The organism is Pectinatus frisingensis, assembly GCF_014076555.1.
Lineage (GTDB): Bacteria > Bacillota > Negativicutes > Selenomonadales > Selenomonadaceae > Pectinatus > Pectinatus frisingensis.
Genome location: NZ_CP045424.1, coordinates 2075029 through 2100436, shown reverse-complemented (window position 1 = coordinate 2100436; position 25408 = coordinate 2075029). Strand labels below are relative to the sequence as shown.

The 25408-nt window shown below is 40.0% G+C and carries 22 protein-coding genes; 15 read left to right on the top strand and 7 right to left on the bottom strand.

Features of this window, described 5'->3' with window-relative positions; genetic code table 11:
* Positions 1 to 14: 14 nt before the first annotated feature.
* The 4 genes from F8M42_RS09785 to F8M42_RS09770 form a co-directional block, all read right to left on the bottom strand.
* Entirely contained in the window at positions 15 to 2129 is a 2115-nt protein-coding gene (locus F8M42_RS09785) for a transglycosylase domain-containing protein (protein ID WP_182186352.1), read from the bottom strand.
* Positions 2130 to 2296: 167 nt separating this feature from the next.
* A complete protein-coding gene (locus F8M42_RS09780) occupies positions 2297 to 4663 on the bottom strand; it encodes an endonuclease MutS2 (RefSeq protein WP_182186350.1) in 2367 nt (788 codons plus the stop codon).
* A 10-nt stretch (positions 4664 to 4673) separates the two neighbouring features.
* Positions 4674 to 7184, bottom strand: coding sequence for a DUF3656 domain-containing U32 family peptidase (locus F8M42_RS09775; protein ID WP_182186348.1), 2511 nt, complete (start codon positions 7182 to 7184; stop codon positions 4674 to 4676).
* Between the two features lie 106 nt (positions 7185 to 7290).
* Positions 7291 to 7533 (bottom strand): cell division protein ZapA, encoded by a 243-nt coding sequence (locus F8M42_RS09770; RefSeq protein WP_182186346.1) that lies wholly within the window; start codon positions 7531 to 7533, stop codon positions 7291 to 7293.
* A 110-nt stretch (positions 7534 to 7643) separates the two neighbouring features.
* On the opposite strand from F8M42_RS09770, the gene F8M42_RS09765 reads away from it, so the two are divergent.
* From F8M42_RS09765 to F8M42_RS09695, 15 genes are all read left to right on the top strand, one after another.
* On the top strand, positions 7644 to 7883 hold the full coding sequence (locus F8M42_RS09765) for a hypothetical protein (RefSeq protein ID WP_182186344.1): 240 nt from the start codon (positions 7644 to 7646) through the stop codon (positions 7881 to 7883).
* A 64-nt stretch (positions 7884 to 7947) separates the two neighbouring features.
* The gene (locus F8M42_RS09760) at positions 7948 to 9627 is read left to right on the top strand and encodes a DUF4127 family protein (protein WP_182186342.1); all 1680 of its coding nucleotides are present in this window, start codon (positions 7948 to 7950) and stop codon (positions 9625 to 9627) included.
* 270 nt (positions 9628 to 9897) lie between these two features.
* Positions 9898 to 10098, top strand: a complete 201-nt coding sequence (locus tag F8M42_RS09755) for a 4Fe-4S binding protein (RefSeq protein ID WP_182186341.1) — start codon at positions 9898 to 9900, stop codon at positions 10096 to 10098.
* Positions 10095 to 11240, top strand: a complete 1146-nt coding sequence (locus F8M42_RS09750) for a 2-oxoacid:acceptor oxidoreductase subunit alpha (RefSeq protein WP_182186339.1) — start codon at positions 10095 to 10097, stop codon at positions 11238 to 11240. Before F8M42_RS09755 ends, F8M42_RS09750 begins: the two co-directional genes overlap by 4 nt.
* Positions 11240 to 12064: a 2-oxoacid:ferredoxin oxidoreductase subunit beta gene (locus tag F8M42_RS09745; protein WP_182186337.1), complete on the top strand. Its 825-nt coding sequence runs from the start codon at positions 11240 to 11242 to the stop codon at positions 12062 to 12064. Before F8M42_RS09750 ends, F8M42_RS09745 begins: the two co-directional genes overlap by 1 nt.
* On the top strand, positions 12061 to 12585 hold the full coding sequence (locus tag F8M42_RS09740) for a 2-oxoacid:acceptor oxidoreductase family protein (RefSeq protein WP_182186335.1): 525 nt from the start codon (positions 12061 to 12063) through the stop codon (positions 12583 to 12585). Before F8M42_RS09745 ends, F8M42_RS09740 begins: the two co-directional genes overlap by 4 nt.
* Before the next feature lie 227 nt (positions 12586 to 12812).
* The gene (locus F8M42_RS09735) at positions 12813 to 13676 is read left to right on the top strand and encodes a MurR/RpiR family transcriptional regulator (protein WP_182186334.1); all 864 of its coding nucleotides are present in this window, start codon (positions 12813 to 12815) and stop codon (positions 13674 to 13676) included.
* A 223-nt stretch (positions 13677 to 13899) separates the two neighbouring features.
* The gene (locus F8M42_RS09730) at positions 13900 to 15237 is read left to right on the top strand and encodes a PTS sugar transporter subunit IIC (RefSeq protein WP_231035217.1); all 1338 of its coding nucleotides are present in this window, start codon (positions 13900 to 13902) and stop codon (positions 15235 to 15237) included.
* 43 nt (positions 15238 to 15280) lie between these two features.
* Positions 15281 to 15583, top strand: a complete 303-nt coding sequence (locus tag F8M42_RS09725) for a PTS sugar transporter subunit IIB (protein WP_182186332.1) — start codon at positions 15281 to 15283, stop codon at positions 15581 to 15583.
* A 17-nt stretch (positions 15584 to 15600) separates the two neighbouring features.
* A complete protein-coding gene (locus tag F8M42_RS09720) occupies positions 15601 to 15915 on the top strand; it encodes a PTS lactose/cellobiose transporter subunit IIA (protein WP_182186331.1) in 315 nt (104 codons plus the stop codon).
* A gap of 21 nt (positions 15916 to 15936) precedes the next feature.
* A complete protein-coding gene (locus F8M42_RS09715) occupies positions 15937 to 17376 on the top strand; it encodes a 6-phospho-beta-glucosidase (RefSeq protein ID WP_182186329.1) in 1440 nt (479 codons plus the stop codon).
* 133 nt (positions 17377 to 17509) lie between these two features.
* On the top strand, positions 17510 to 18736 hold the full coding sequence (locus F8M42_RS09710) for a coiled-coil domain-containing protein (RefSeq protein WP_182186327.1): 1227 nt from the start codon (positions 17510 to 17512) through the stop codon (positions 18734 to 18736).
* A gap of 421 nt (positions 18737 to 19157) precedes the next feature.
* On the top strand, positions 19158 to 19832 hold the full coding sequence (locus F8M42_RS09705; protein WP_182186325.1) for a uracil-DNA glycosylase: 675 nt from the start codon (positions 19158 to 19160) through the stop codon (positions 19830 to 19832).
* Positions 19833 to 19976: 144 nt separating this feature from the next.
* The gene (gene trmB / locus F8M42_RS09700; protein WP_182186323.1) at positions 19977 to 20630 is read left to right on the top strand and encodes a tRNA (guanosine(46)-N7)-methyltransferase TrmB; all 654 of its coding nucleotides are present in this window, start codon (positions 19977 to 19979) and stop codon (positions 20628 to 20630) included.
* Entirely contained in the window at positions 20627 to 21826 is a 1200-nt protein-coding gene (locus tag F8M42_RS09695; protein WP_229711326.1) for an FtsW/RodA/SpoVE family cell cycle protein, read from the top strand. Before trmB ends, F8M42_RS09695 begins: the two co-directional genes overlap by 4 nt.
* A 41-nt stretch (positions 21827 to 21867) precedes the next feature.
* Here F8M42_RS09695 and F8M42_RS09690 read toward each other — a convergent pair whose 3' ends face one another.
* Genes F8M42_RS09690 through dnaG form a run of 3 tightly spaced genes read right to left on the bottom strand, consistent with a single transcriptional unit; the run spans position 21868 to position 25353 of the window.
* Positions 21868 to 22362, bottom strand: coding sequence for an S-adenosylmethionine decarboxylase family protein (locus tag F8M42_RS09690; RefSeq protein ID WP_182186321.1), 495 nt, complete (start codon positions 22360 to 22362; stop codon positions 21868 to 21870).
* A 12-nt stretch (positions 22363 to 22374) separates the two neighbouring features.
* Positions 22375 to 23511 carry an RNA polymerase sigma factor RpoD gene (gene rpoD / locus F8M42_RS09685; RefSeq protein WP_182186320.1) on the bottom strand — a complete coding sequence of 379 codons (1137 nt, stop codon included), beginning with the start codon at positions 23509 to 23511 and terminating at the stop codon, positions 22375 to 22377.
* Between the two features lie 51 nt (positions 23512 to 23562).
* Positions 23563 to 25353 carry a DNA primase gene (gene dnaG / locus F8M42_RS09680; RefSeq protein ID WP_326832809.1) on the bottom strand — a complete coding sequence of 597 codons (1791 nt, stop codon included), beginning with the start codon at positions 25351 to 25353 and terminating at the stop codon, positions 23563 to 23565.
* Between the last annotated feature and the right edge of the window lie 55 nt (positions 25354 to 25408).

Sequence of the window (25408 nt, the reverse complement as noted above, 5' to 3'; positions counted from 1 at the left end):
AAGTCCTCCTAAAGCTAATTTTGACCCTTGCCGCCTTGTTCACCTGGTTCAGGCTGCAGAGCCGGAGATTCCTGCGGTATAGCCGGGATATGTTTATCAGGGCTGGTTTTCTTATTATCGGCGGAGGCAGCAGCTTTATTAGCATTGTCGTTTTTATCCTTGTTTGCAGCTTTTTTATCTTGTTCAGATGGTTTTTGCAAAACTTTATTATTGTCAAGGTCAGTATGCAGCTCAGCATTACCGCTGCTGATAGTTCCATCGGCATCAGGAAAATTGTCTGCTTTAGTACCGGAAAGTGCCTTAGACATGAAAGCCTTCCAAATTAAGGCTGGTGTGGTTCCGCCATACATACCGGGCATTACTGCGTTATCATCACAGCCAACCCATACTGATGTGACCAGATCTGGGGTATAACCAATAAACCAGGCATCTTGATAATTATCAGTAGTACCGGTCTTGCCGGCTGCCGGACGGCCAATATTGGCTCGGGAGCCGGTCCCGTTGGCAAGTGCATTTTGCAGTATACTGGTAAGCAGATATGCACTGCGCTGTGTTATGGCCTGATGTTTTTCCGGTTGGTGTTCTTCAATGGTTTTACCGGTGCGGTCGACAATTTTAATTATAGCCGTTGGTTTGATATATACACCCTGATTGTCAAAAGCGCTGTAAGCTGCGGCCATTTCCAAAGGAGTCACGCCTTTAGTCAATCCGCCAAGTGCTGATGCCAGATTACGGTCATTTTTGGCTCCATCTAGAACTAAGGTCGATATACCCAGCTTTTGTGCAGTGCTCAAAACACTGTCAATTCCTAATGAATAAGCCAATTTTATCGTCGGTATATTTATTGATTCAGTGGCAATCTGGCGAATATTGACTACACCATGGAATTGATGGTCATCATTTTGCGGCTGCCATGTACCAATTTTTATTTCACTGTCATCGACTCTGGTATCAGGTGTCATGTTATTTTCAAAGGCTGTAGCAAATACAAATGGTTTAAATGATGAACCGGGTTGTCGTACAGCCATAGTGGCTCGATTGAATTTATCCGTACCGCGTCCGCCAACCATAGCCTTTATATAGCCTGTGTGGGGATCAATGGCAACAAGTGCCCCCTGCGGCTGTTCGAGGTTGTTTTTATCTTTTCGGGAGTTGGGCAGATTTTTCATAGCTGCTTCAGCATCGCGCTGCATTGACATATCTATAGTTGTATAGATTTTCAAACCTTCTTTGTAAACTTTATCAGCGCCGTATTTATCAATTAGTGTCTGTGTTATATAATCAATGAAATATGAGGCCGTATCATCATCTGTAGATTTTTTACCGGAATTGAGTTTCAATTCTTCCCGGTCAGCCTGCTGCAATTGATTGTCATTTATGTAGTTATACTTTTCCATTTGCTGTAAAACTACAGTTTTGCGTTCCTTGGCAGCAGCCAGATTATTTAATGGGGAATAATAATTCGGACTGCGGGGGATACCGGCAAGCATGGCACATTCTGATAAATCAAGTTCAGAAACATCTTTGCCAAAGTAAGTTTGGGCCGCGGCTTCCACACCATAAGCACCCTGACCAAAGTATATTTGATTCAAATACATTTCAAGGATTTCTTTTTTTGTATATTGGTGTTCTAATTCCAAAGCCAGGAATACTTCCTGAATCTTTCTTTTCCAGGTACGGTCTTGGCTGAGATAGGCATTTTTAGCTAATTGCTGGGTTATAGTACTGCCGCCTTCCGCAATTTCATGGTTAGTAAGATTGGCCCAGACTGCGCGTAAAATACCGCGTGGGTCAATGCCAAAATGATCGTAAAAACGGGCATCTTCATTGGCAATGAAAGCATTTTGCAGGTTTATCGGTATTTTTTCAAGTGGGACAGGAACACGGTTTTCCACAGCGTGCACATTTTTTATCAAATTCCCGTTTATGTCGTAGAGCTGAGAAGAAGCCGGTGGGTCTATATTGTGAAGCATATCTGGTTTTGTATTTATTGATGCTGTTAAAAAACCACAGCCGACGCCAACCACCATTACGACGAGTACTATGGCAAAAATTGACAAAGTTTTTTGCCAACCGTTATTCTGGGAAGTACGACGCCTGCGGTTGTGCATTTGTGTGCGGTTATCCATGTATATCCTCCTAGCTGGATGCGGGGTAAAACCCCATGGTATTAACTGTTCCCATTAATAATTGAACAGTAATGATCATTATAGCATTTGATATGATAAAATATTTATCAAATGCTATGATACCATAAATTCGCAAATGTTACCACTTATCTGTATATGGTGGTCGTTTATTGCAGGCTAACTACTGTGGCACCGCTGCCGCCTTCATTTATATCGGCCAGGGAATAATCGAAGACATTGTGATGTTTTTTTAAATATTCATGGATTCCCTTACGCAAAGCACCGGTTCCTTTACCGTGAATGATAATGATTTGTTTTAATCCGGCCATGACGGCATCGTCAATATATTTGTCCAATACTTCTTCTGCCTCATCCACCATTAGGCCGCGTATGTCAATTTGTCGACTGACCTGAGCGGTTTTATCTGCCTGTGAAAAGCTCTTGCGATGATTGGGTTCAGTAGTATTGGGCAATGTATGATGTTTTATAAACAAGCACTGCGTTGCTTTTACTGTGGTTTTTAAGCCGCCCAGCAGAATTATCAGTTCATCACCGCGAATTTCCGCTACAGTACCTTGTTGGTGTAGTTTTTTTAAGTATACTATATCACCCGGCTGAAGGGTCTCAATGTTGATTTTTGTACCGTCGTGTGCAGGCGTGTTATTGATATTGGTGTATTTATTCATACTGAAATGTAATTTTTCCCGGGCGGAATTTATGACGGATTGGCGCTTTGTTATACCTGCGTCATTAAATTGTGCTTTTAGTTCTTTGATGATGGTTTCGGCCTGACGACGCGTTTCCCGTAGTAAATCAGCACATTCTTTTTGTGTTTTGCGGATTGATTGATTTTTTTTCTGAGAAAGTTCATATTGCTGTTCTTTGAGTCGTTTTTCTAAATTGAATATGTGGTGTTCCTTTTCAGTGATAACTGCATTTTTTTGTTCATAAATAAGTTTTTCGGTTTCCAATGTATTTAAAACATTTTCAAAATTGGCATGGTCTGCTTTTATGAGCTGTTTGCCCCGCAAAATTATTGATTCCGGCAGACCCAGCCGACTACTTATAGCAAAGGCATTACTTGCACCAGGAATACCTATAAGCAGCCGGTAAGTCGGCTGCAGTGTCTTAATGTCAAATTCCACACTGGCGTTTTCAATATTATTATGACTGTAAGCAAAAGTTTTTAGCTCATTGTAGTGAGTCGTGGCTACTATAGAAGCATTGATTTCAAGTAATTTTTCAAGAATGGACATGGCAAGCGCAGCTCCTTCTTCAGGATCGGTGCCTGAACCCAATTCATCAAGCAGAACCAAGGCAGAAGAATCAACGTTTGCTAAAATATGGATTATATGTGTCATATGTGCCGAAAATGTACTCAGATTTTGTTCAATGCTTTGTTCATCACCAATGTCGGCGAACACATTTTTATAGATAGAAAGTTCCGAGCCTTCATTTGCCGGGATGAAAAGTCCTGATTGAGCCATTAATACAATAAGACCAAAGGTTTTAAGGCTGACCGTCTTACCACCGGTATTCGGTCCGGTAATCAGCAGTGCCCGGTACTTCTGGCCAATTTTTATATTAATGGGTACGACTTTTTCTGCTGGCAGCAGAGGATGACGTGCCGAAAGCAGGTCGGTGCGTCCGGTTTCATTTAAAATGGGAAAAACGGCGTGCATATCGGCAGCTAATTTTGCTTTGGCACAGGTAAAGTCAAGCAGGGCGATAAAATTACAATTATACCGTAAAATAGAAGCATTTTTGGCAATCTGGCCGGAGATATTCTTTAAGATCCGTTCTATTTCTTTTTTTTCATTCAACTGGCAGCGCTTTATGTCATTGTTCATGGCAGCGATTGTCATTGGTTCGATAAACAAAGTGGAACCGCTGGCCGATTGGTCATGTACTATGCCGGGAAAAAATTGCCGATATTCCTGTTTTATAGGAATAACATAGCGTTCATTGCGAACAGTTATAATAGTTTCTTGAAAATATTTTTGCATATCGGGATTTTTTAATATATTGTCCATGGAAGATTTTACACGACGTTGCAAAGTTTTCAGTTCTTGCCGCAATTGATACAATTCATTACTGGCTGTGTCACGGATACTGCCATGTTCGTCGACAATATTGTTGATTTGATGTTCTAACTGTCCCAGAATTTCGATGGAGGCTGACCAGGTTTTGAGCTGGGGGCAATCTACAGGACATTCTTTAAAAAAAGTTTTTATATTGCGCATACCATACATAGTACTGGAAATATTTAATAAAGATTCAGGTTCCAGTATTATTTGCATAGCGGCTTTTTTTAAAGATAAGCGAATATCAAATATCCCGCCGAAAGGCGGTTCCGCTTCAGCCAATACAGCCTGAGCCTCATGAGTTTGTGTTAACGCTGACTTTATTTCTTCATAATCGATAGAAGGAAGTAAGACCTTGAGCATTTCCCGCCCTTGGACCGTATGGGCCTTTTGTTCCAATTTAGTAATTATTTTATTGTATTGAAGCAGTTTGATAGTTGATTGTTCCATTTATTCACCATTATTCATTGTTTAGTATGCCACGGAAAAAATGACCGCGGGTGAAGTTGGTTCCTTCTATACTTTCAATGCTATTGCTCTTAAATATTTTGTGATGTTTACCCCTTTGCAGAACTTCATGATAAATTTTCACTATTGATTCCAGCTTATTGGCAGTTTCGTAGCGACCGTCGATACGAATGCGGCTGATACCCGCATTCTGGACATCGGGTATATGGGCTAGCATCACCAGTTTGCGACCGTTTAAAATGTGCATGTGACAAAATTGGTCGGTGACAACTGGAAAGTGTTCGGACTTGCGGTCTTTTAGATAAAATCTGTTTTGGTGGCAAGGTGCCGTGCAATTACCCTTGTGGAGATTTCCCAGAAAACTGCCGATTGCACAGTATTCAGATACCATTAATTCAATGTTGCCGCTGACTATTACTTCCAGTGGCAGATGTGAATTGGCTGAGAGGTTCTTTATTTGCTGCAGGTTCAACTCAGGAGACAATACAGCAGCTTGAACATCCATATCAGCCAAAGTAGTAAGACAGGCAGAATTAAAAGTGTTCATGGAAAAGTCGGCCCAAAGTGGTAGATTTATATTCGTATCCCGGCGAAAAATGTTGATTTTTCTTATTTGACCGGCAGTATGGGCATAAATACCGGCAAATTTTGTCAAATCCAATTGAGAAAAAAGTAAATCCATATATTTCATTTGTGATTGACATAAAATACGCGGCATCGCCAGATAAATTTTTACTTCAGCACAGTGACACAAGTCTACTGCCTGTTGATAGGTTTCTATGGATATATGCTGATGATTGTATGAATCACCGCCAAATAATATAGCATCACAGCCGCCTTTTAAAGCACCCTGTAGTTTGTCGATACTGTCAACAGCAGTTATCAAAGAGGTTTTTTGGGGGCGGAACACAGCATGATGAAAGATTGTTTTGTGCCAGTCGGTGAAATCAGGAGCAGGGTGGTTGAAGCGTTCACGACGCTTGACAAGCAGTTTGTCAACAGCCTGACGCCGAACATCATTTAGTACGCTCACTGGTACCATTACATCGGCACCAATATCACAGGTAAGCTCGTCTAATTGGTAGATGGTATTGCCGAGACGGCCCATTTGCTTATTGACGGTATCATAAGTGAGCGGTCGTTTTAGTGCTCTTTCTGCAACAAAATCAGCTGTAAATTCAAGCCGGCCGCAGTCATCACTCAGCTGTAATTTTATTGGCGAACCAATATGGGCCGATAAATTTATTTTCAGCGGGATGCGGCGTACAGGATCACTATTATTAAAGAAATTTTTGGCTTTTTCGTTCAATTTGGCATCGGCTATTTTAAATAAACGATCATGTTCTTGCACATGACCGGGCAGTTTTATACTCACAATATCACCGCATTTTGCGGTTTCGACCGATTCCCCGGCAACCTTCATTGCAGTTACGTTCATGTTTACCCGGCCGCCTACTTTTACCCAAAAATCAATTTTATCACCGAGATTAAGTTCATCTGACAGTTTGATATCGGCAATAAAAGTCTTTTTATTATATTTTTGGACCCGTCCAATGAGTAGACCCCGATTATTAGGTTTACGGTCACTCATCATGTTTTTGCCCTGATGTCCCTGAAGATAGGCCGTAGTAAAATCACGATTAAATATTTGCGAAAGTTCTTTGTCTGTCTGCCGGATATTGTAATTGGCAGACTTTTTATAATAATCGTCTATTTTATTTCTGTAAGCATTAACCGCAATGGCAACGTATTCTGGTTTTTTCATCCGGCCTTCTATTTTAAACGATTTGACACCGGCTTCAATTAATTGCGGCAACAGGTCAATTGTTTTCATATCACGCGGACTGAGCAGGTATTGACCGGCATCAGTGCCATTTAGAAGATCATTATCATTTTTGTCAACAAGAGTATAAGGCAGGCGGCACGGCTGTGCACAACAGCCCCGGTTACCACTCCTGCCGCCGATCATGCTGCTCATGAGGCATTGCCCGGAATAGCATACACAGATAGCACCATGAATAAAAGTTTCTATTTCGATTGAAGTATTACGGCAGATGAATTCAATATCGTTCAGACTGACTTCTCTGGCTAATACGACTCTGCTGAAATGCAGTTTTTCCATCATCTTAACGCTGTCAAGATTATTTACACTCATTTGAGTACTGGCATGCAGTGGCAGATCGGGAACAATGCAGCGGGCAATTTTAGCAACTCCTAGATCTTGTACAATGATGGCATCAACGTTGATAGAATATAGATAAAGTAAATAATCAGCCAATTTATTGAGTTCACTGTCATCCACCAAGGTGTTGACAGTAACGTGGACAGCCGTATTGCGCAGATGGGCGAAGTCCACGGCTTTTTTTAACGCGGTAGTATCAAAGTTGGCGGCGAAAGCCCGCGCACCAAAATTCTCTCCTGCCAGATATATGGCATCAGCGCCGCTTTCAACAGCGGCTTTAAAAGCTTCCCAGGTACCGGCTGGGGCAAGTAATTCAACCAAAAAAAGTACCTCCACAACGTAGAATCGTTGATATGTTGATATAATGTAATAAAATAAACGGCATGGAAATCCATACCGCATTATCTTTTGTAAAAATAGTGAAATATTATTTATCTTCCAATAGCTTGATCAGCTCATCATAATCCTTTTTCAGCTGAAAATAATCATCAGCAATATGGAGTGCCGTCAATACGCCAATACGCTGAATAGGCAGGTATTGATTCTTTTTTACCAGCTTACGCATTTTGTTGTCGACCATATCAGCCAGTTCTCTCATATATTCGATATCGACATCACCCTTTATCGGATATTGTTCTCCATAAATTTCTATTGTCAGTTTGTTTTCCATAAGTGTCACCCGAGTATTATGTGAAAAATATTAATTTATATATTTATATGTATAGATTTTATCAAAATATAGCTTGAGATGCAAGAATTTGCGAGCGATAAGAAGATATAATGATGCAAATTTTCTCTATAAAATTAAATTCTTATGTTGGACATAGAAAAAATTTGACTTGGCAGATAGAAAAATTGGGTGGCGCTGATGATACAAATATCGGTGCGATATCTCCGTTATCAGGGCAGGATACTGTTACCCGGTGCTGCATAAATAATGACCGTCTTTTCCAGCGGGGGATTTATTGTTATAATTATAATGATTTTATTAGAAAATCCGGGAAATTTATAGTAAAATAATGTTTGTATATTTATGCTATAATGTATATAAATAAATAGCAAAACACTGAAAAGGATGAATGTTTTGTATAAAAGAAGTATATTTTTTATAGCGCTGGCGATATTTACTGTTGTTGTTTTTCAGCAGATAAGCTTCACAGGGCCGGAAAATAATGTAAATATTGAGCAAAAATATACGAAGTGTGTCTTGCTCATTCCATTGGACAGCCGACCTCCCTGTTCAAAATTTGTAATAGATGCTGGTAAGTTGGTAAATATAAGGGTAATTGTGCCGCCACAGGAAATAATGGACTATTATACTGAGGCGGGTGACACCGGAAAACTGCGTGACTGGCTGATGAATAATGCTACAAAGGCTGATGGGATCATTGTGTCGACGGATCAATTGCTTTACGGCGGGCTTTTGGCTTCACGTCAGTCTTTTGGCAGACATACAGATGAAAATGCAGTGTGGTCGGCATTGAAACAAATACGTGAAACCAATAAATCACTGCCTATATATGTGTTTAATATATTGCCGCGTATAACACCGCCAGCTAATATCGATGCAGCGAAGGATATAAAGAATTTGATGGAATATTCACGGCTGGTTGATAGATTTAGTCAATTCTATGATGAAAAAGATTTGAAAAAACTGGCTGAGCTGCGAGGTAAAATTTCACAGAAGCATTTAGAGCAATATGAATTATTGTATGAAAAAAATTTACAATTGAATAAAGAATTAATTGATCTGTGCGCTGCTGGTATTATAAATAAAATTGTCATTGGTCAGGATGATGGTGAAGAATACGGTATGCCAAATATTGAGCGGCGTTTTTTACAGCGCTATATAGTACAGAAGAATCTTAATGCCGGACAGGCTGTTGTAACGCATGGAGCCGATGAGGTCGCCATGTCATTACTGTTTAACATGGCGCAGCAGTTTAATGCCACGGTGTATCAACCTAAAATATATGCCGCGTACACAGATGACGCAGCTGCTGATAAAATATTTCCATATATGGCGGCACCGGTTAAACAGATTGTTGAAGAAAAGATAGAAATGACGGGCGGAAGACCCGTAAAATCACCAGATGAGGCCGATTTTATTTTATACATGCACATTGGTGATGTTGAAAGTCTATCGGTACGTCGTTTGGCTGCCCAGCAGTTAAAAAATTGGCTGGATGAAGGGAAAAAGGTTGCTTTGGTTGATCTCAGCAGACATTTTACCGCTGATGAAACATTATTTCCTGTGTTATTGGCAGACGATATACCGGTGAATCAATTAACCGCATATTCGGGTTGGAATACAGTCAGTAATTCTATTGGCACGGCAGTGGCACAGGCGTCTATATACTGTCTGGCTCAGCATAATGAAGCAAATGAAGCAGACGCACTGAGGCTTTCCTATAATAATCTGACAATACTTTATGACCATTTTACAGAAGACTATTTCTATTTAAAAGGAACAATTGATGCCGTAAATACTGCCTTGCGTAAAGCCGGTATTGATAATGTGGGCGACCTTAATATGGATAATAATTATCTGTGGGCAAATCAGATGCTGAGCATATCACTGCAGCGCCAGCTGGATAAGTTTGCCTATAGTAAAGCGTCGCGTGCTCCTATAAGGATTGACACGCCGGATGGAAAGAAAAAAATATATATACGCAACCTGCGGGCGGCAGTATTTTTTCCTTGGCCGCGCACATTTGAGATATATACGGATGTAAAATTTAATTTACTGACAGAAAGTCAGTAATAATAGGATTTAAGTAACAATGTAATATAAATTTTAATTATACAGTATTGTCAAAAAGAACAAAACTCTTTATAATATAGCTTATTGCCGCAAAACGCATTTATTGATGGAATGCTGATAAGAAATACCAAATATATCATTAAATCGGCATCCTTTTAAAATAATTACAGAGAACTTATCGGTAAAAATTTCGATATATTTTTAGCTGAGGTACGTCGAGATGTATTTATTACCGACGGTAATCAAAAGACGATGCAGGGAGGAAACATTATGGACACAGAAATTTTTTTGAAATCGGAACGTTGCAAGGGATGTGGTATCTGCGTAGCTTTTTGTCCGAAGAAAGTTTTGCAGCTGGATACATTAGGACACTGCAGTGTTGTAAGACCTGATGATTGTATCGCTTGTGGTCAATGCGAATTGCGTTGTCCGGATTATGCTATTTTTGTAGATAAGAAGGTGTACGCATGACAGAAATGAAATTGATGCAGGGAAATGAAGCTTGTGCAGCAGGTGCTCTCGCGGCCGGAGTAAGATTTTTTGGCGGCTATCCGATAACCCCTTCAACGGAGATTGCAGAAACGATGGCTAAAAAGCTACCCGCTTTGGGCGGCTGTTTTATTCAGATGGAAGATGAAATTAGTGGCATGGGTGTTGTTTTAGGCGCATCACTGGCCGGACGGAAAGTGTTGACAGCCACTTCAGGACCGGGATTTTCTCTTAAACAGGAATTGATTGGTTATGCGGCCTGTGCTGAAATACCAGTTGTGATAGTCGATGTACAAAGGGTAGGACCGTCTACCGGACAGCCAACTTCACCTTCACAGGGCGATGTTATGCAGGTCCGGTGGGGAACTCACGGGGATCATCCGATGATTGCATTATCACCATGGACAGTACGGGAAACTTTTGATGCGGCAGTAATGGCTGTTAATTATGCTGAAAGATTTCGTACGCCGGTTATCTTGCTGATGGATGAAATAGTTGGGCACCTGCGTGAAAATGTTCAGCTGCCGAATGCCAGTGATATTACTGTCTATCCACGGCGCCGCCCGACCAAAAGCCGTGCTGCCGGCTATCAGCCCTATGAACCAGAACAGGACATGGTGCCTAATCCGGCTGATTTTGGCACGGGTTATCGTATTCATGTAACAGGTCTGATCCATGATTATACCGGTTTTCCATCCGGCAGCCCGGTAGTGACCGAAAAATTTATAGACAGATTGCATCGCAAAATTGCCATAGCACAAGATGAGATAACCCATTATGATGAATTTTTTATGGAAGATGCGGAATATGCCGTAGTATCATATGGTGGTGTGGCTCGTACAGCTTATGAGGCAGTACGAAAGGCGCGGGCAAAAGGATTGAAAGTCGGCATGATTAGATTGATGACAATCTGGCCGTTCGCCAACAAAATAATAGAACAAACGGCTGAAAAAGTAAGGGCAATATTGGTGCCGGAACTCAATTACGGGCAGCTCAAGTATGAAGTGGAACGCGCTGCAGCCGGCAGATGTCCGGTAAGCCTGCTGGCTAAATACAATACTCTATTATTTACACCGGACGAAATTGTGGACGGAATAGAAAACCTTACAGGGGGCAGAATATAATGCAGGAACGTACTTACGAAAAATATTTTCGACAAAATCGTCTGCCGCATATCTGGTGTCCCGGCTGCGGTAACGGAACTGTAATGAAAGCAATAGTTGAAGCTGTAGAAAAGAGGAAACTTCCCCGTGATAAAACGGTTATTGTATCGGGAATAGGTTGTTCATCGCGAGCATCCGGGTATATGGATTTTGATACGCTGCATACGGCGCACGGCCGGGCTATTCCTTTTGCTACCGGGATAAAATTGGCCAATCCGGAATTGAATGTGATTGTGATTACCGGTGATGGTGACTGCACGGCGATCGGCGGTAATCATTTCATTCACGGAGCCAGACGCAATATTGATTTGACAGTAGTGCTTTTCAATAATGCAATTTATGGGATGACCGGCGGGCAGGCTTCACCGATGACACCTTTACATAAAAAGGCTACTACGGCACCATACGGCAGTGTTGACCGGCCTTTTGATGCCTGCCAGCTGGCTTCGGCTGCGGGAGCTTCTTATGTCGCGCGCAGTACTGCCTTTCATGTCCAGCATTTAACGGATATGATTGCCGAAGGAATTTCTGTTGAAGGGTTTTCTTTCATTGAGGCTGTAGTTCAATGTCCTACAGCCTATGGACGAAAAAATAAAATGCCGGAACCGGCACAAATGATGGCTTGGCTGCGCGATCATGCTGTTTTGCAGAAAGCATGGGATAAGCTGCCAGAAGAAAAAAGATCGGATAAATTTCCTATTGGTGTATTTTTAAAGAGGCAGTTTGAAGAATATACAAAGGCCTATGCTGAAGTTATTGCAAGTGCCCAAGGGGGTAAAAAATGATGAAACAATTGAGGTTATCAGGTTCCGGCGGGCAGGGTGTAATCACTGCGGCAATTATTTTTGCCGAAGCAGCAATGCGTGAAGGCCGTCAAGTCGTTCAGTCGCAGTCCTATGGTCCTGAAGCCCGCGGCGGGGCTTCTAAGGCGGAAGTGATTATTGATGATGCACCTATTTATCATCCCAAAATAATCGTGCCGGATATTGTCTTGTCTCTGACGCAAAAAGCAGCTGATAATTATTATGGCGATTTGGATCGCAACAAGGGTATTTTGATAGTTGATGAGGATCTGGTGCCTGATATTCCGGATTTTCCCCGGGTAATAAAAGTGCCAGTGACACGTATTGCTTCTGAACAGGTGGGAAAAATGCTGTTTACTAATATTGTTGCACTGGGAGTATTGGTCAAGATATCAAAAATAGTATCAATTGACAGTGCACGGACTTCCGTGCAAAAACGCGTGCCGCCGCATACTGTAGAGCAGAATATGAAAGCACTGGAACTGGGGTATAATGCCGTTTGATATAACACGATCATTGTTCTTTATAAATAAGTAATTTTATAAATATTACAAAGGGACTGTAGCATGTGAACATTTTCATCCATAATATGCAATATACCGTTTTCCCTGCTCTCCTTAAAAAGAATGGGAATCCGGTACAGCGGTGATTAATTGCATCTTTATGATGTCAATGCCGTTCGTGCGGCAGTCCCTGTTTGGGTTATATTATTTTATTGAAAGGATTTATTATGCGGCTTTTGAAAGCAATGAAAGAAACTGAGCGTTTCAATTCAACAGAACAGTCAATAATAAAATATATTTTAATTCATTCTAAGGAAATTGCCGATTTGTCGATACGTGAGCTGGCTGAACGGGCTTTTGCGAGTCCGGCAGCGATATTCCGTCTTTGCCAGAAACTGAATCTTAAAGGATATACAGAATTTAAAATAAAATTTATAAGTGAAATAAATCGCACATCTGCATTGGAATATCCTATTAAAGGCCGGCCAATCACTGACAAAAATCCACCGGATTCGATTGTAAAAAAGATAGCGGCTCTGGAAATAGAATCTATTGAAGAAACAAAGAATGAAATGGATATACAACAGCTGATACGGGTAGCCGGATTTATCGCTGATGCCAAAACAGTAGATTTTTATGCATTTGACGTGAATTACTATATAGCTCAAATTACAGCATATAATTTTTTGCAGATTAAAAAAAATGCAGTGGTGACAATGGCAGCCAATAGTCAGTATATGCGGGCATTGACTTGTGACAATACACATGTGGCCGTTTTTTTGAGCCGGACGGGAGAAAATAAACGACTGATTGATATAGCTAAAATTTTGCAAAAAAGAAAAATAAAGTCTTTTTTGCTGTCACCGGTAAAAAATTCCACATTGGCAGGATTAATTGATGAATTTTTATACATTGCAAATACTGAAGAATATCTTGATATGGGAAATATGATTTTCAATGTGGGTGTACGATATTATCAAGATGTTTTGTTCAGCATATTATTGTCGCAGGATTATTGGAATATACGCCGCACTTATACGGAATTTGAGGATATATTTGGCCGATTGAAAGATTCATGGCATTTGTGGTAGGTAATAATTAAAAAATTACATAGTAATGATTAAATACGAAATAATGTTTCAGTATATTTCGTATTTTTTTTATTTTGCCGGAACATTATTCCAAAATGTTATGAATTGCTTGAATTGGGTGATTGCTCTGTATTAATATTAATTCGAAATTCTTGTACATTGCGCATTGTATGAAGGAAATGCTTGTCATTGATTAAAGTTTTGTAAAAAAACAGTATGACAAATGGAATGGAAAGGATATGAAAATGAAGTGACCAGACAAAGAATATTTGATAAATTTATTGAATTTATGGGTAAATTTGCTGAACTGAAAGTTGTTGTGGCTTTGCGTGATGGGTTTATCATGACCACGCCGTTCACTATCTGCGGGTCGGCGTTTTTATTGATTGCCAATCTGCCAATACCGGGTTACGCTCAATTTATGGCTTCTATTTTTGGATCGAATTGGACAGATCCATTGAACCAGGTAGCCGGAGCAACTTTTAGTGTTTTGGCGTTGATTTGTGTTTTGACGATCAGTTATAAGTATTGTGAAGCCGAAGGCTGTGACGCCATGATGGGAGCCGTTATGGCAATGTCCACTTTTCTTATTTTAACGGCATCATATATTGTCAGTAAGAGTGGTGAGAAAATTGGTGATGTAATACCGAAAATGTGGGCTGGCAGTAATGGTATTATAACGGCAATTATTGTAAGCTTTGCTGTTTCTTATATTTTTTGTTATTGCGAAAAAAATAAAATTGGCATTAAAATGCCGGAAAGTGTTCCAACTGGTGTTGTTAAAGCATTTTCAGCATTAGTTCCCGGTTTGATATTTTTTACCGGTGCAGCTGTGATTTATACATTGTGCAAAGTTTTAGCCGGTGTCACATTCCCCGAATTGATATTCAAAATATTGCAGACTCCTCTGCAAAATATTTCGGATACATTATTAGGCGGTAGTGTTATTGCCGGACTCCAGAGTATTTTATTCTGGGCGGGAATTCATGGACCAAATGTTGTCGGCGGAGTTATAAGTCCTGTCCTGACAGCCAATGCCATTGATAATCAGCATTTATTGGATGCCGGCATGCAGCTGCTGGGTAATCCGCAGGCTAAGATAATTACCATTCAGGTTAATGATGTGTTTATAAAAAGCGGTGGCTGCGGACTTACTTTGGGATTTCTCATAGCATCATTTCTTTGCGCCAGATCACAACAACTAAAGTCTATTTCTAAACTGTCATTTGTACCCGGTTTATTTAATATAAATGAGCCAATCATTTTTGGCCTGCCGATTGTATTTAATCCGTATTTATTAGTACCCTTTGTAATTGTTCCGATAATTGCAATGATAATAACATATAGTTCTATTGTATTGGGATTCATGTCGCCTTTTAGTGCTGTACAAGTACCTTGGACGACACCGGCAATAATATCAGGAGCGCTTTTAAACGGCTGGCAGGGAGTGATTGTGCAAATTGTCAATCTTATTATGGCTACGATCTTGTATTTTCCCTTTGTGAAATTGCAGGATAGGGTTTATCTAAAAGAAGAAACGGTAAATAAAACCGCTGGCTGATTATTAAAAAATAAATGGACGGCTGGAATTGGTGGAGGAATTTATGAAAAAAATAGTATTATTGTGCGCATCAGGTATGTCAACCAGTATGCTGGTAAAAAAAATGCAGACTGCGGCGCAGGAAATGGCATATATTTGTGAAATTGCAGCTTATCCCACTTCGGAAGCAAAAACAAAAGCATCTGATGCAGATTTGATTTTATTGGGACCGCAGGTACGGTTTTCCATGGAAAAGATTAAAGCACAATGTCCCGGTGTGCAAGTGGCGGCAATAGACATGCGTTTATATGGGAAAATGGATGGTAAAGCAGTTATTGAGTTTGCCAAACAGAAGCTGGGTGACTGATCATTGGGAGGTATAAAATGGAAGGATTGGAGTTAATTGCCTTTAATATTATATCGGCAGTAGGAACGGCACGCAGCTGCTATATAGAAGCAATACAAAAGGCTAAAGCAGGTGATTTTAAATCAGCAGAAACACTTATCGGGGAGGGTGACACCGTTTTTAATGAAGGCCATAAATCACATGCTGAACTGCTGCAAGAAGAAGCAAACGGCAGTCGGGGAATTGTTAATTTGCTGCTGTTGCATGCGGAAGATCAGCTTATGAGTGCCGAAGGTTTCAAAATAATTGCATTAGAATTTATCGATGTTTATAAAAAATTCAACAAAAAATAGTTAAGTGGAGGTTATTATTATATGGGATTTTCTAAAGGATTTTTGTGGGGTGGAGCTGTAGCAGCTCATCAACTGGAAGGTGGCTGGCAGGAGGGTGGTAAAGGAGTAAGTGTCGCAGATGTAATGACCGCAGGAAGATACGGTGTACCGCGGGAAATTACTGATGGAGTTGTTGCTGGGAAAAATTATCCTAACCATTCTGGTATTGAATTTTATTACCGGTATAAGGAAGATGTTGCCCTGCTGGCTCAAATGGGATTTAAATGTTTTCGCACCAGTATAGCCTGGACTCGGATATTTCCCAATGGAGATGAGCTGGAACCCAATGAAGCAGGTTTAAAATTTTATGATGATTTATTTGATGAATTACACAGATACAATATTGAACCTGTAATAACATTGTCACATTTTGAAATGCCATATAATCTTGTAACTAAATATGGTGGTTGGCGAAATCGCAAAATAATAGAATTTTTTGTGCGCTTTGCGACAGCTGTATTTGAACGATATAAGAATAAAGTAAAATACTGGCTGACCTTTAATGAAATAAATAATCAAAGTGATTTGGATATCCCATTTTTATCATTCACTAATTCCGGTGTGATATATAAACCTGGTGAAAATAAGAAGGCTGTTATGTATCAAGTGGCACATCATGAATTTTTGGCATCGGCATTAGCCGTAATTGAAGGGCATAAAATAAATTCTGAATTCAAGATAGGCTGCATGTTATCAATGCAGCCGGTTTATCCTTACAGCTGCGATCCGGCAGATCAGATAAAACAAATTGAAGAAATGCATAAAAGGTTCTTTTTTGGTGACGTGCAGTGTCGTGGACATTACCCTGCTTATGCGGTTAAGGAATGGGAAAACGAGGGATACGATATAAAGATGCAAGATGGTGATCTTGCTATTTTGACTAAAGGAATCGTTGATTATTTTTCTTTTAGTTATTATATGAGTTACGCGGTATCGGCCAATCCTCAATTAATGAAATCAGTAGGCGGTGGATTTGCCACGGCAGTTGATAACCCATATTTAAAACAATCTGAATGGGGTTGGCAGATAGATCCGGTAGGTTTGCGGTACGTTCTCAATCTTTTGTCAGAACGCTATGAATTACCATTAATGATTGTTGAAAATGGTATCGGTATCAATGATACACGAAATGCAACCGGGCAATTTGCCGATGATGAGCGTATTGATTATTTCAAAGCCCATATAGAACAAATGAAAAAAGCCGTAGATGAAGATGGGGTTAACCTTTTGGGGTATTGCACCTGGGGACCGATTGATATCGTGTCGGCAGGTACAGGAGAAATGGAAAAACGCTATGGATTTATTTACGTTGATAAAGATAATACAGGACGGGGAACACTTGAGCGGGAAAAGAAAAAATCGTTTTATTGGTATAAAAAAGTAATAGAAAGTAATGGTGAAAATCTTTCCAATGGTGAATGAAATCGGCAGCAGATATTTGTATATATGAAATAACTGCCATAGCATTGATAAGACTGCTTGGGCAAATGAAGGGCAGTTTTATCAATGTATATTGTTTATAAAAAAATGAAAATTCAGAAAGGAAATAAATAATATGAAAAAACAATTAAGTATATTTATGTTATTGGCAGCAGCTGCTGTATTTCCCGGCGGTGTGTCGGCATCAGGCAATGATCAAAACAGCACATGGAATATGGAGGCAGACAGCACCGGTATTTCTCAAAGCGAACAAGAAAATTCTATTGATAAAGCTGATCATGAAAAAATGCAGAAACTCCAAGAGCAATATGAAGCCGAACTGATAAAGATGCAGCAGCTGCGTGCCGAATATGAGAAAGAACTGCAAAAAATGAACGTCAACGATAGTGACTATAATTCATTAAAAGAAAAAGTTGATAAAATTACACTATTTGGTTTTATAAGAGCTAAATATGATAATGATGACAGTGGCAGTATCGGAGCCGGCAATAATAACAAGCATTTTTATATGGATTTAGAAGGCAAGATGAAAGTATCAAAAGATTGGGAAGCACATTTTCAGAGTGAAACACGCAAGGGTTATACAGTCAATCAATCCTGGCGCGGTGATTCCGGTTCCGGCAGCTCCGATCAGGATGGTACTTTCCAGCGTATATGGGTGGAAGGCCATCCGGGGAAATTAGGTGTTACTGTAGGGACAAAGTGGTGGGGTTACGGTTTTCAAAATGTTCCCTTTGGACATGCAGCAGATGGTATTCAGCTGGATTATGACATAACTAAGGACTGGAATGCCAAAGTATTTTTATTGAGACCGCGCCAAGGAGATCTGGTTACAATGCCATATGGGCAGGATACAACAATAAAAGGGGTTAATTTCACCGGGAAACTAACTCCCAAGCTGGATACAAGCATAACTTTGGCTGGTAATAAAAATTATGATAATAATCAAAAAATGGATAGGATGGGGGCATTTGAACTGCGGTCAAATGTTGCTCCTAATTTGATGCTTACAGGAACCTATGTAAGGACAAATGCGGACGATTACAATACTAGTAAGGAATGCCGCATAGATTATAAAGGCACAAAACTGGATGATATAGGATCTTTTGGAGCATATGCCAGATACATCAACTTTGCTAAATATGGTGATTATTCACATGATGACGAATGGAATTCTCTGCCGTCAGACACGAAGGGCTGGATTGTTGGTGTTAAATATGTACCTTATAAGAATGTTGAATGGGAAACCTTTTATGCCGATCAAAAAAGAAATATAGATACAGCTGACGATCACAATGCAACCAGACATCTTTTCCGTACACAGATAGATTTTCATTTTTAAAAAAATGTGCAATAATATTATCTATTCTGCACATAAATATTTTAGTTGCCGCCATAAAATATAAATAGAAAAAAATAGATTTTATTGATCATTACGATATAATAAAAAAGCTATAATATAATGAATTTATAAATATCAGTAATGGGGCTGCTGCACGTAATTTTTTTCATTCATAAATATGCAATATTCTGCTTCCCTTGTTCGCTTGTAGAAGGGCGGGGAACCGCGCAGCGGTGATGGAGTGCATCCTTATGAGATTAATGTTATTTGTGTGACAGCTCCATTTTTATTGCAAATAATAAAGTATTAATTGCACCAGTGCGCAAAAATGCTTGTTTTACTTGTTACATTAAGCGATTTTATATATAATATATAATGAATATTTAAATAGAAATGGCCTTTGAGGAGTATCAACAAGATTATGCAAATTTTTAAGAATGATTGGGCGGACTATCTCAATGCAGAATTAAAGGAAGATTATTATATAAAATTGCGGGATTTTTTGAAAGATGAATATAGGACCCGAATAATATTTCCCAGTATGTACGATATATTTAATGCATTGCATTATACCAGTTATCATGAATGCAAGGTAGTAATTTTAGGGCAGGATCCTTATCATGGTCCCGGGCAGGCACACGGGCTGAGTTTTTCGGTCAAACCGGGAGTGAAAGCACCACCGTCACTTGTGAATATTTTTAAGGAACTGCATGATGATTTGGGATGTAAGATCCCCAATAATGGCTGCCTGCTTTCCTGGGCCCGGCAGGGAGTGCTCTTATTGAATGCCGTATTGACAGTACGTGAACATCAGGCCAATTCACATAAGGGAATTGGGTGGGAACGTTTTACCGATAAGGTGATTTCATTGCTGAATGAGAGGGAAAAACCACTTGCCTTCGTTTTATGGGGTGGGCCGGCCAGACGTAAGAAAGCAATGATCACTAATCCGCGGCATTTTATTGTTGAATCAGCTCATCCCAGTCCATTATCGGCTTATAATGGCTTTTTCGGCAGTCATCCATTTTCAAAGGTAAATGATTTTTTGACTGATACGGGACAAAAACCGATAAATTGGCAGATACCTGATATTTAAAACAAATATAATTCGTGCCGGAGTATTTGTGCGTTTCCTTGCATTTATCCAAAGGCCGACTTAATATTTGAAAACGGAACAAGATAAAGTTTCAAGACAGGTATTTAATTATCACAATGCGAGTATAATAAAGGAGAGCTTTTTTTGCGGTTACGTAGACGGCCGTGGATAGCGGGAGCTATCGCGGCATATAAGGATTTTGTGTTTCTCAAAGATAGTTTCACTCCGGCAGGTTTAAAAGGTGAGTGGACTAAAATTTTTGGCAATGATGCACCACTGTATGTTGAACTTGGTACCGGCAAGGGGGATTTTATCTGTCAGGCAGCTGCCAGACACCCGGAAATAAATTTTTTGGGAATTGAACTGCAGCAGGATATAATTTATTATGCCGCACGTAAAATAAATGAGGCTGATCTAAAAAATGTGCGATTGGCTGTTTTTGATATAAATGGTATTGATGAATTATTTAATGATGGAGAAGTAAATCGTTTTTACATAAATTTTTGCGATCCGTGGCCGAAAAAACGTCATGCCAAGCGTCGGCTGACTTACATTACATTTTTGGAAAAATATCATAAATTATTAGCATCATCCGGAGAATTATTCTTTAAAACGGACAACAAGTCATTGTTCGATTTTTCTTTGGAGCAATTTGCATTGGCTGGCTGCGACGTCAGGAGCGTCAGCTATGATTTACATGCGCAAGGATGTGCATGTGAAGATTTTGTGACTGAATATGAGCGTAAATTCAGTGGATTCGGTGAAAAAATAAATCGTTGCGAGGTTGTATTTCCGTGAATATAACGGGCAGAGAGCAATCAGTACAAAAGAAAAAATTTTGGATGAATGATATGGAAGCAGTGTTGGTTATTATGGTACTGCTCATAATTATCGGCACAATAAATGTCTTTAGTGCCAGTTTCATAACTGCTGAGATGAATTTTAACAATCCTTATTTTTTCCTTGTCAGACATTTAATAAGCATAGTGGTTGGTGCAGTAGTTTTTCTCTGTGCAGCGAAATTTGATTATCATAAACTGCGGGTTTTTGTGCCATTTCTTATGGTGTTTACCATAGGTGCGTTAATATTAGTACTGATGGCCGGAACTAGTGTAAATGGAGCCAAAAGGTGGATCGGTATTGGTTTTATGCAGTTTCAGCCATCAGAAATAGCTAAGTTAGTCAGTATAATAATGACGGCATCATTTCTGGGGTCAAAGATCGATAATCATAAAGCTATTCCCTTACTCAATCGAACATTTATCATTGCTGTACTCATGGCGACTGCTGTTGAGTTGGAGCCGGATATGGGAACAGCTTTGTTAGTGGCCGGAATTCCCCTGCTGATGCACTTCATTGCCGGGATGAAAATCAAATGGATAGCTTATACGGTATTGGCGGCAGCAGTGTTATTCGGTATATTAGTGACATTGCAGTCTTATCGGTTAGACCGGATTAAGAGCTGGTATGATCCCTGGTCACAGGCACAGGGCTTTGGCTATCAGACCGTTCAATCTTTGTCAGCTATTGGATCTGGTGGTGTGTTTGGCATGGGATTGGGAAGAGGCGTGAGTAAATATTCCTATTTACCGGAAGCGCATACTGATTTTGCTTTTGCTGTTTTTTCTCAAGAAAATGGTCTGTTTGCTGTATTGTTTGTTTTTGGTTTGTATGTGGCATTGGCGGCGTATTGCGGTAAAATAGCCAGGCGAGCCGGCGAAGGGTTTGGAAAAATGCTGGCCTGCGGTATTATGCTGTTGATTGTCGGCCAGGCAGCAGTTAATTTATATATGGTGATTGGTATTTTACCGGTCGTTGGTGTGCCATTGCCTTTTATAAGCTATGGTGGTACATCATTGATATTGAATATGGCTAGTATTGGCGTTTTGATCAACATCGGCAGATATGCCAATGCGGAAACGAAAAGAAGACGGCCGGATGAACAAAATATTGTTATAAAGACGGAACGGCGGAATCTATATCGTCTAAAATAAAAGCAGCTGTGGAATATTTATATGATATTCCACAGCTGCTTTTATTTTTTATTGCCCTTATTTTTGCGGCGTAATTTTTTAACGAAATTGCGACCCGGTAAAAGATGGATAACTCGTACACCTGTATTATGAATACGTCGCAGAGTTGTAATTTTCACCTTTGTATGAGGACGCATATCGGAAATAGTACCAAAATCACCACGACACAAATACGTTATTTTTATTTTATCTGGTTTTATGACTTTGCGCAGCGATAAAATAGCTTTTTCTGAAAGAATATTTTGTTCGCAGATAAATAAATCGACAGCGCAATATTTTAAAAGTGGATAAACATGGACTATCAGGTGACCTTCTGATAAAGGTAGAAAAATCATCGAATGATTTCCCTTAAGGTTTTTAATTTCGGTTTGTAAAGGGTGGAAATCGTTATCATCAAGCGCATTTTTTAGAGCAGCTGATAGTAGACTGATATCATTCAATTTTTCAGGTTTACAGTCGTACATGTCAATTACAAGCTGACGTGCTAAAATTTTCACGCAAATACTCCTTTATTCGAGGAAATCTTTTAATTTTTTACTGCGGCTTGGATGACGCAATTTTCTTAGTGCCTTGGCTTCGATTTGCCGAATACGTTCCCGGGTGACACCAAAACTTTGACCCACTTCTTCAAGTGTCCTGGCTCTTCCGTCATCAAGGCCGAACCGCAGCCGCAGAACTTTTTCTTCCCGCGGAGTAAGTGTCTTGAGGACATCTTCAAGCTGTTCTTTGAGCAGAACGAAAGATGCTGCTTCAGCTGGTGCCGGTGCATCATGATCTTCAATAAAATCACCTAAATGCGAGTCTTCTTCTTCACCTATAGGGGTTTCCAAAGAAACAGGCTCCTGAGCGATTTTCATAATTTCACGTACACGTTCTACTGTTACATCCATTTCTTTGGCAATTTCTTCCGGAGTCGGATCGCGTCCCAGGGACTGCAGTAACTGCCGGGAAACACGAATGAGTTTGTTGATGGTTTCGACCATATGAACCGGGATGCGGATAGTACGTGCCTGATCGGCTATGGCACGGGTAATGGCCTGCCGAATCCACCATGTAGCGTAGGTGCTGAACTTATAACCTTTGTTGTAGTCAAATTTTTCAACAGCCTTGATAAGACCTAGATTGCCCTCCTGGATCAGATCCAAAAACAACATGCCGCGGCCGACATAGCGTTTGGCAATACTGACAACGAGACGGAGATTGGCTTCTGCCAGACGTTTTTGCGCATTCATATCACCTTGTTCCATCTGCTTGGCCAGGGCTATTTCTTCATTGGCATTAAGCAAAGGAACTCTGCCGATTTCTTTTAGATACATACGAACCGGGTCGTCAATATTGACACCTTCCGGTATGCTTAGATCAACATCTTCATCACTTTTGTCATCTGAATCTTTTACTTCGATATTATCCGTTTTGCCGGATAATTTTTCATTTGAACCTTCATCGACGATATCAATGCCTTTTTTAGTAAATTTTTCATATAGTTCATCTATTTCCTCAGGTGAAAGATCAATATTCTGCAAGGCTTCCATTACTTCGCCATATGTTAGTACGCCGCCTTTTTTCTTTCCCTTGGAAAGCAAGTCTTTTATGAAGTCGGCACTTTGCGAGATAGCGGTAGATGTATGTTTAGTTGCTGATTGCATTTACCTGCCTCCTCTCCGATATTATAAGATATAGAATGATTCGTATAGCACTCAATTAGCTCCATCCATTTCTTTTCTAATTCGCTGAATTTCGATAAGTTCCTGCTGAAATCTGTCATCACCCTTACGTTCCAGTTCATCAGCTTTTAAACTGTGCTTAAGATAACTTTTTTTTAAAAATGACAGATGAATTGATTTTAAATAATCATCTAATAAATTAGATTCAGCATCGTTTTTTTGTTCTACTATACAGCGTGATAATTCTGCATAGGCTTCGTCACTTAGATTTTCTGAGGCAGTAACATTATTCATTATGTGATTCTGTTTGATTTGGTTGTCCATGAACAACAATATGGTGCGATGGGCGGTATCATGAAATTCCTCTGCCGGCACTGCAGCCAAAACATAATCAAGCAGGCCCGGCTCATGCCAGATTTTGTTGATCACATAGCGTTCGGCTTTAGTGGCGGCATCATCAGTTTTATTGGCAAATTGACGACCCGACACTGCTGCAGCCGGCTCAAAGCGATTCTTACTGTGCCGGTATTTTTGCAGTTCATTGCGCATATCTGTTTCATTTATGCCTAATTCCTGGGAGATTTTTATTATGTAGCCATTTGATTCAACCAGGTTATCGACAGAAGCTAGAATCGGCAGTATGAAAGAGACTGCCTTGACCTTACCTTCCAAGGTAGTGCAATCTGTCGTCTGCATAATATAATGCAAATGAAAATCAATAAAATTCAAAGAATTAGCTATGAGTTTTTTAAAAGCGGCAGGATCATGTTTACGGATAAATTCATCAGGATCTTTTCCATCTGGAATATGAATTACCCTGGCATTGGCATTGTGCGCCCGGGCTATTGATAATGCCCGGATAGTTGCCGTCTGACCGGCAGAATCACTATCATAGCAAAAATAAATATTCGGTGAATACCGTGTGATTTTTTTGCATTGCTCAGCAGTAAAAGCTGTGCCGAGTGAAGCAACGACATTGTTTATTCCATGGCTCGATAGCGAAATAGCATCCATGTAACCTTCTACGATGATAGCATAATCCTGTTCGCGAATGGCCCGTTTGGCTTCATTAAGTCCAAACAGCAGCTGGCGTTTGTTGAATAATAGTGTTTCAGGTGAGTTGAGATATTTTGGTTCTTCAGCACCGATGACACGTCCGCCAAAACCAACAGTCCTGCTTTTTTCATCTTTAATCGGGATTATAACGCGTTCGCGGAAGCGGTCATAGTAGCCGCCAGATTTCTTTTTCCCGATAAGTCCGATTTTAAGCAGCAGGGATTCGCTGATGCCACGCTTAATGAAGGCTGTAGACAATTTATCCCATCCGGGAGGAGCAAATCCCAAATGGAATTTTTCAATAACTGCATTATCAATACCGCGGTTTTTCAGATAAATCAGACCTGCTTTGCCATAATTAGTTTTTGTCAGACAATTATGGAAAAATGTTTGTGCCATATCGTGAAGCTGATATAAACTATTCAATTCTGTTTCTCGTTTCAAGTCTGCCTCAGACCGTTTCTTGTGCGGAATGGGGATATTGAGACGTTCAGCCTGAAGCTTTATGGCATCACCATAAGAGATATTTTCAATCAATGATAAGAACTTAAATACATTACCTCCCTTATGGCAACCAAAGCAATAAAAAAAACCTTCATCCGGCACTACGGAAAATGACGGAGTATTTTCTCTATGGAAGGGACAACAACCCCAATAATTATGACCGCGTTTTTTTAGCGGAACATAGGAGGCTATTACTTTCAAGATGTCGGATGAAGCAGCGACTTTTTCCACAAAGTCGTTATAAACAGTATTATCAAACATCATGTTCACCCGTATATTGAAATTTAATGAATCAGATAGGTTTAATTCTCTCTTTTTT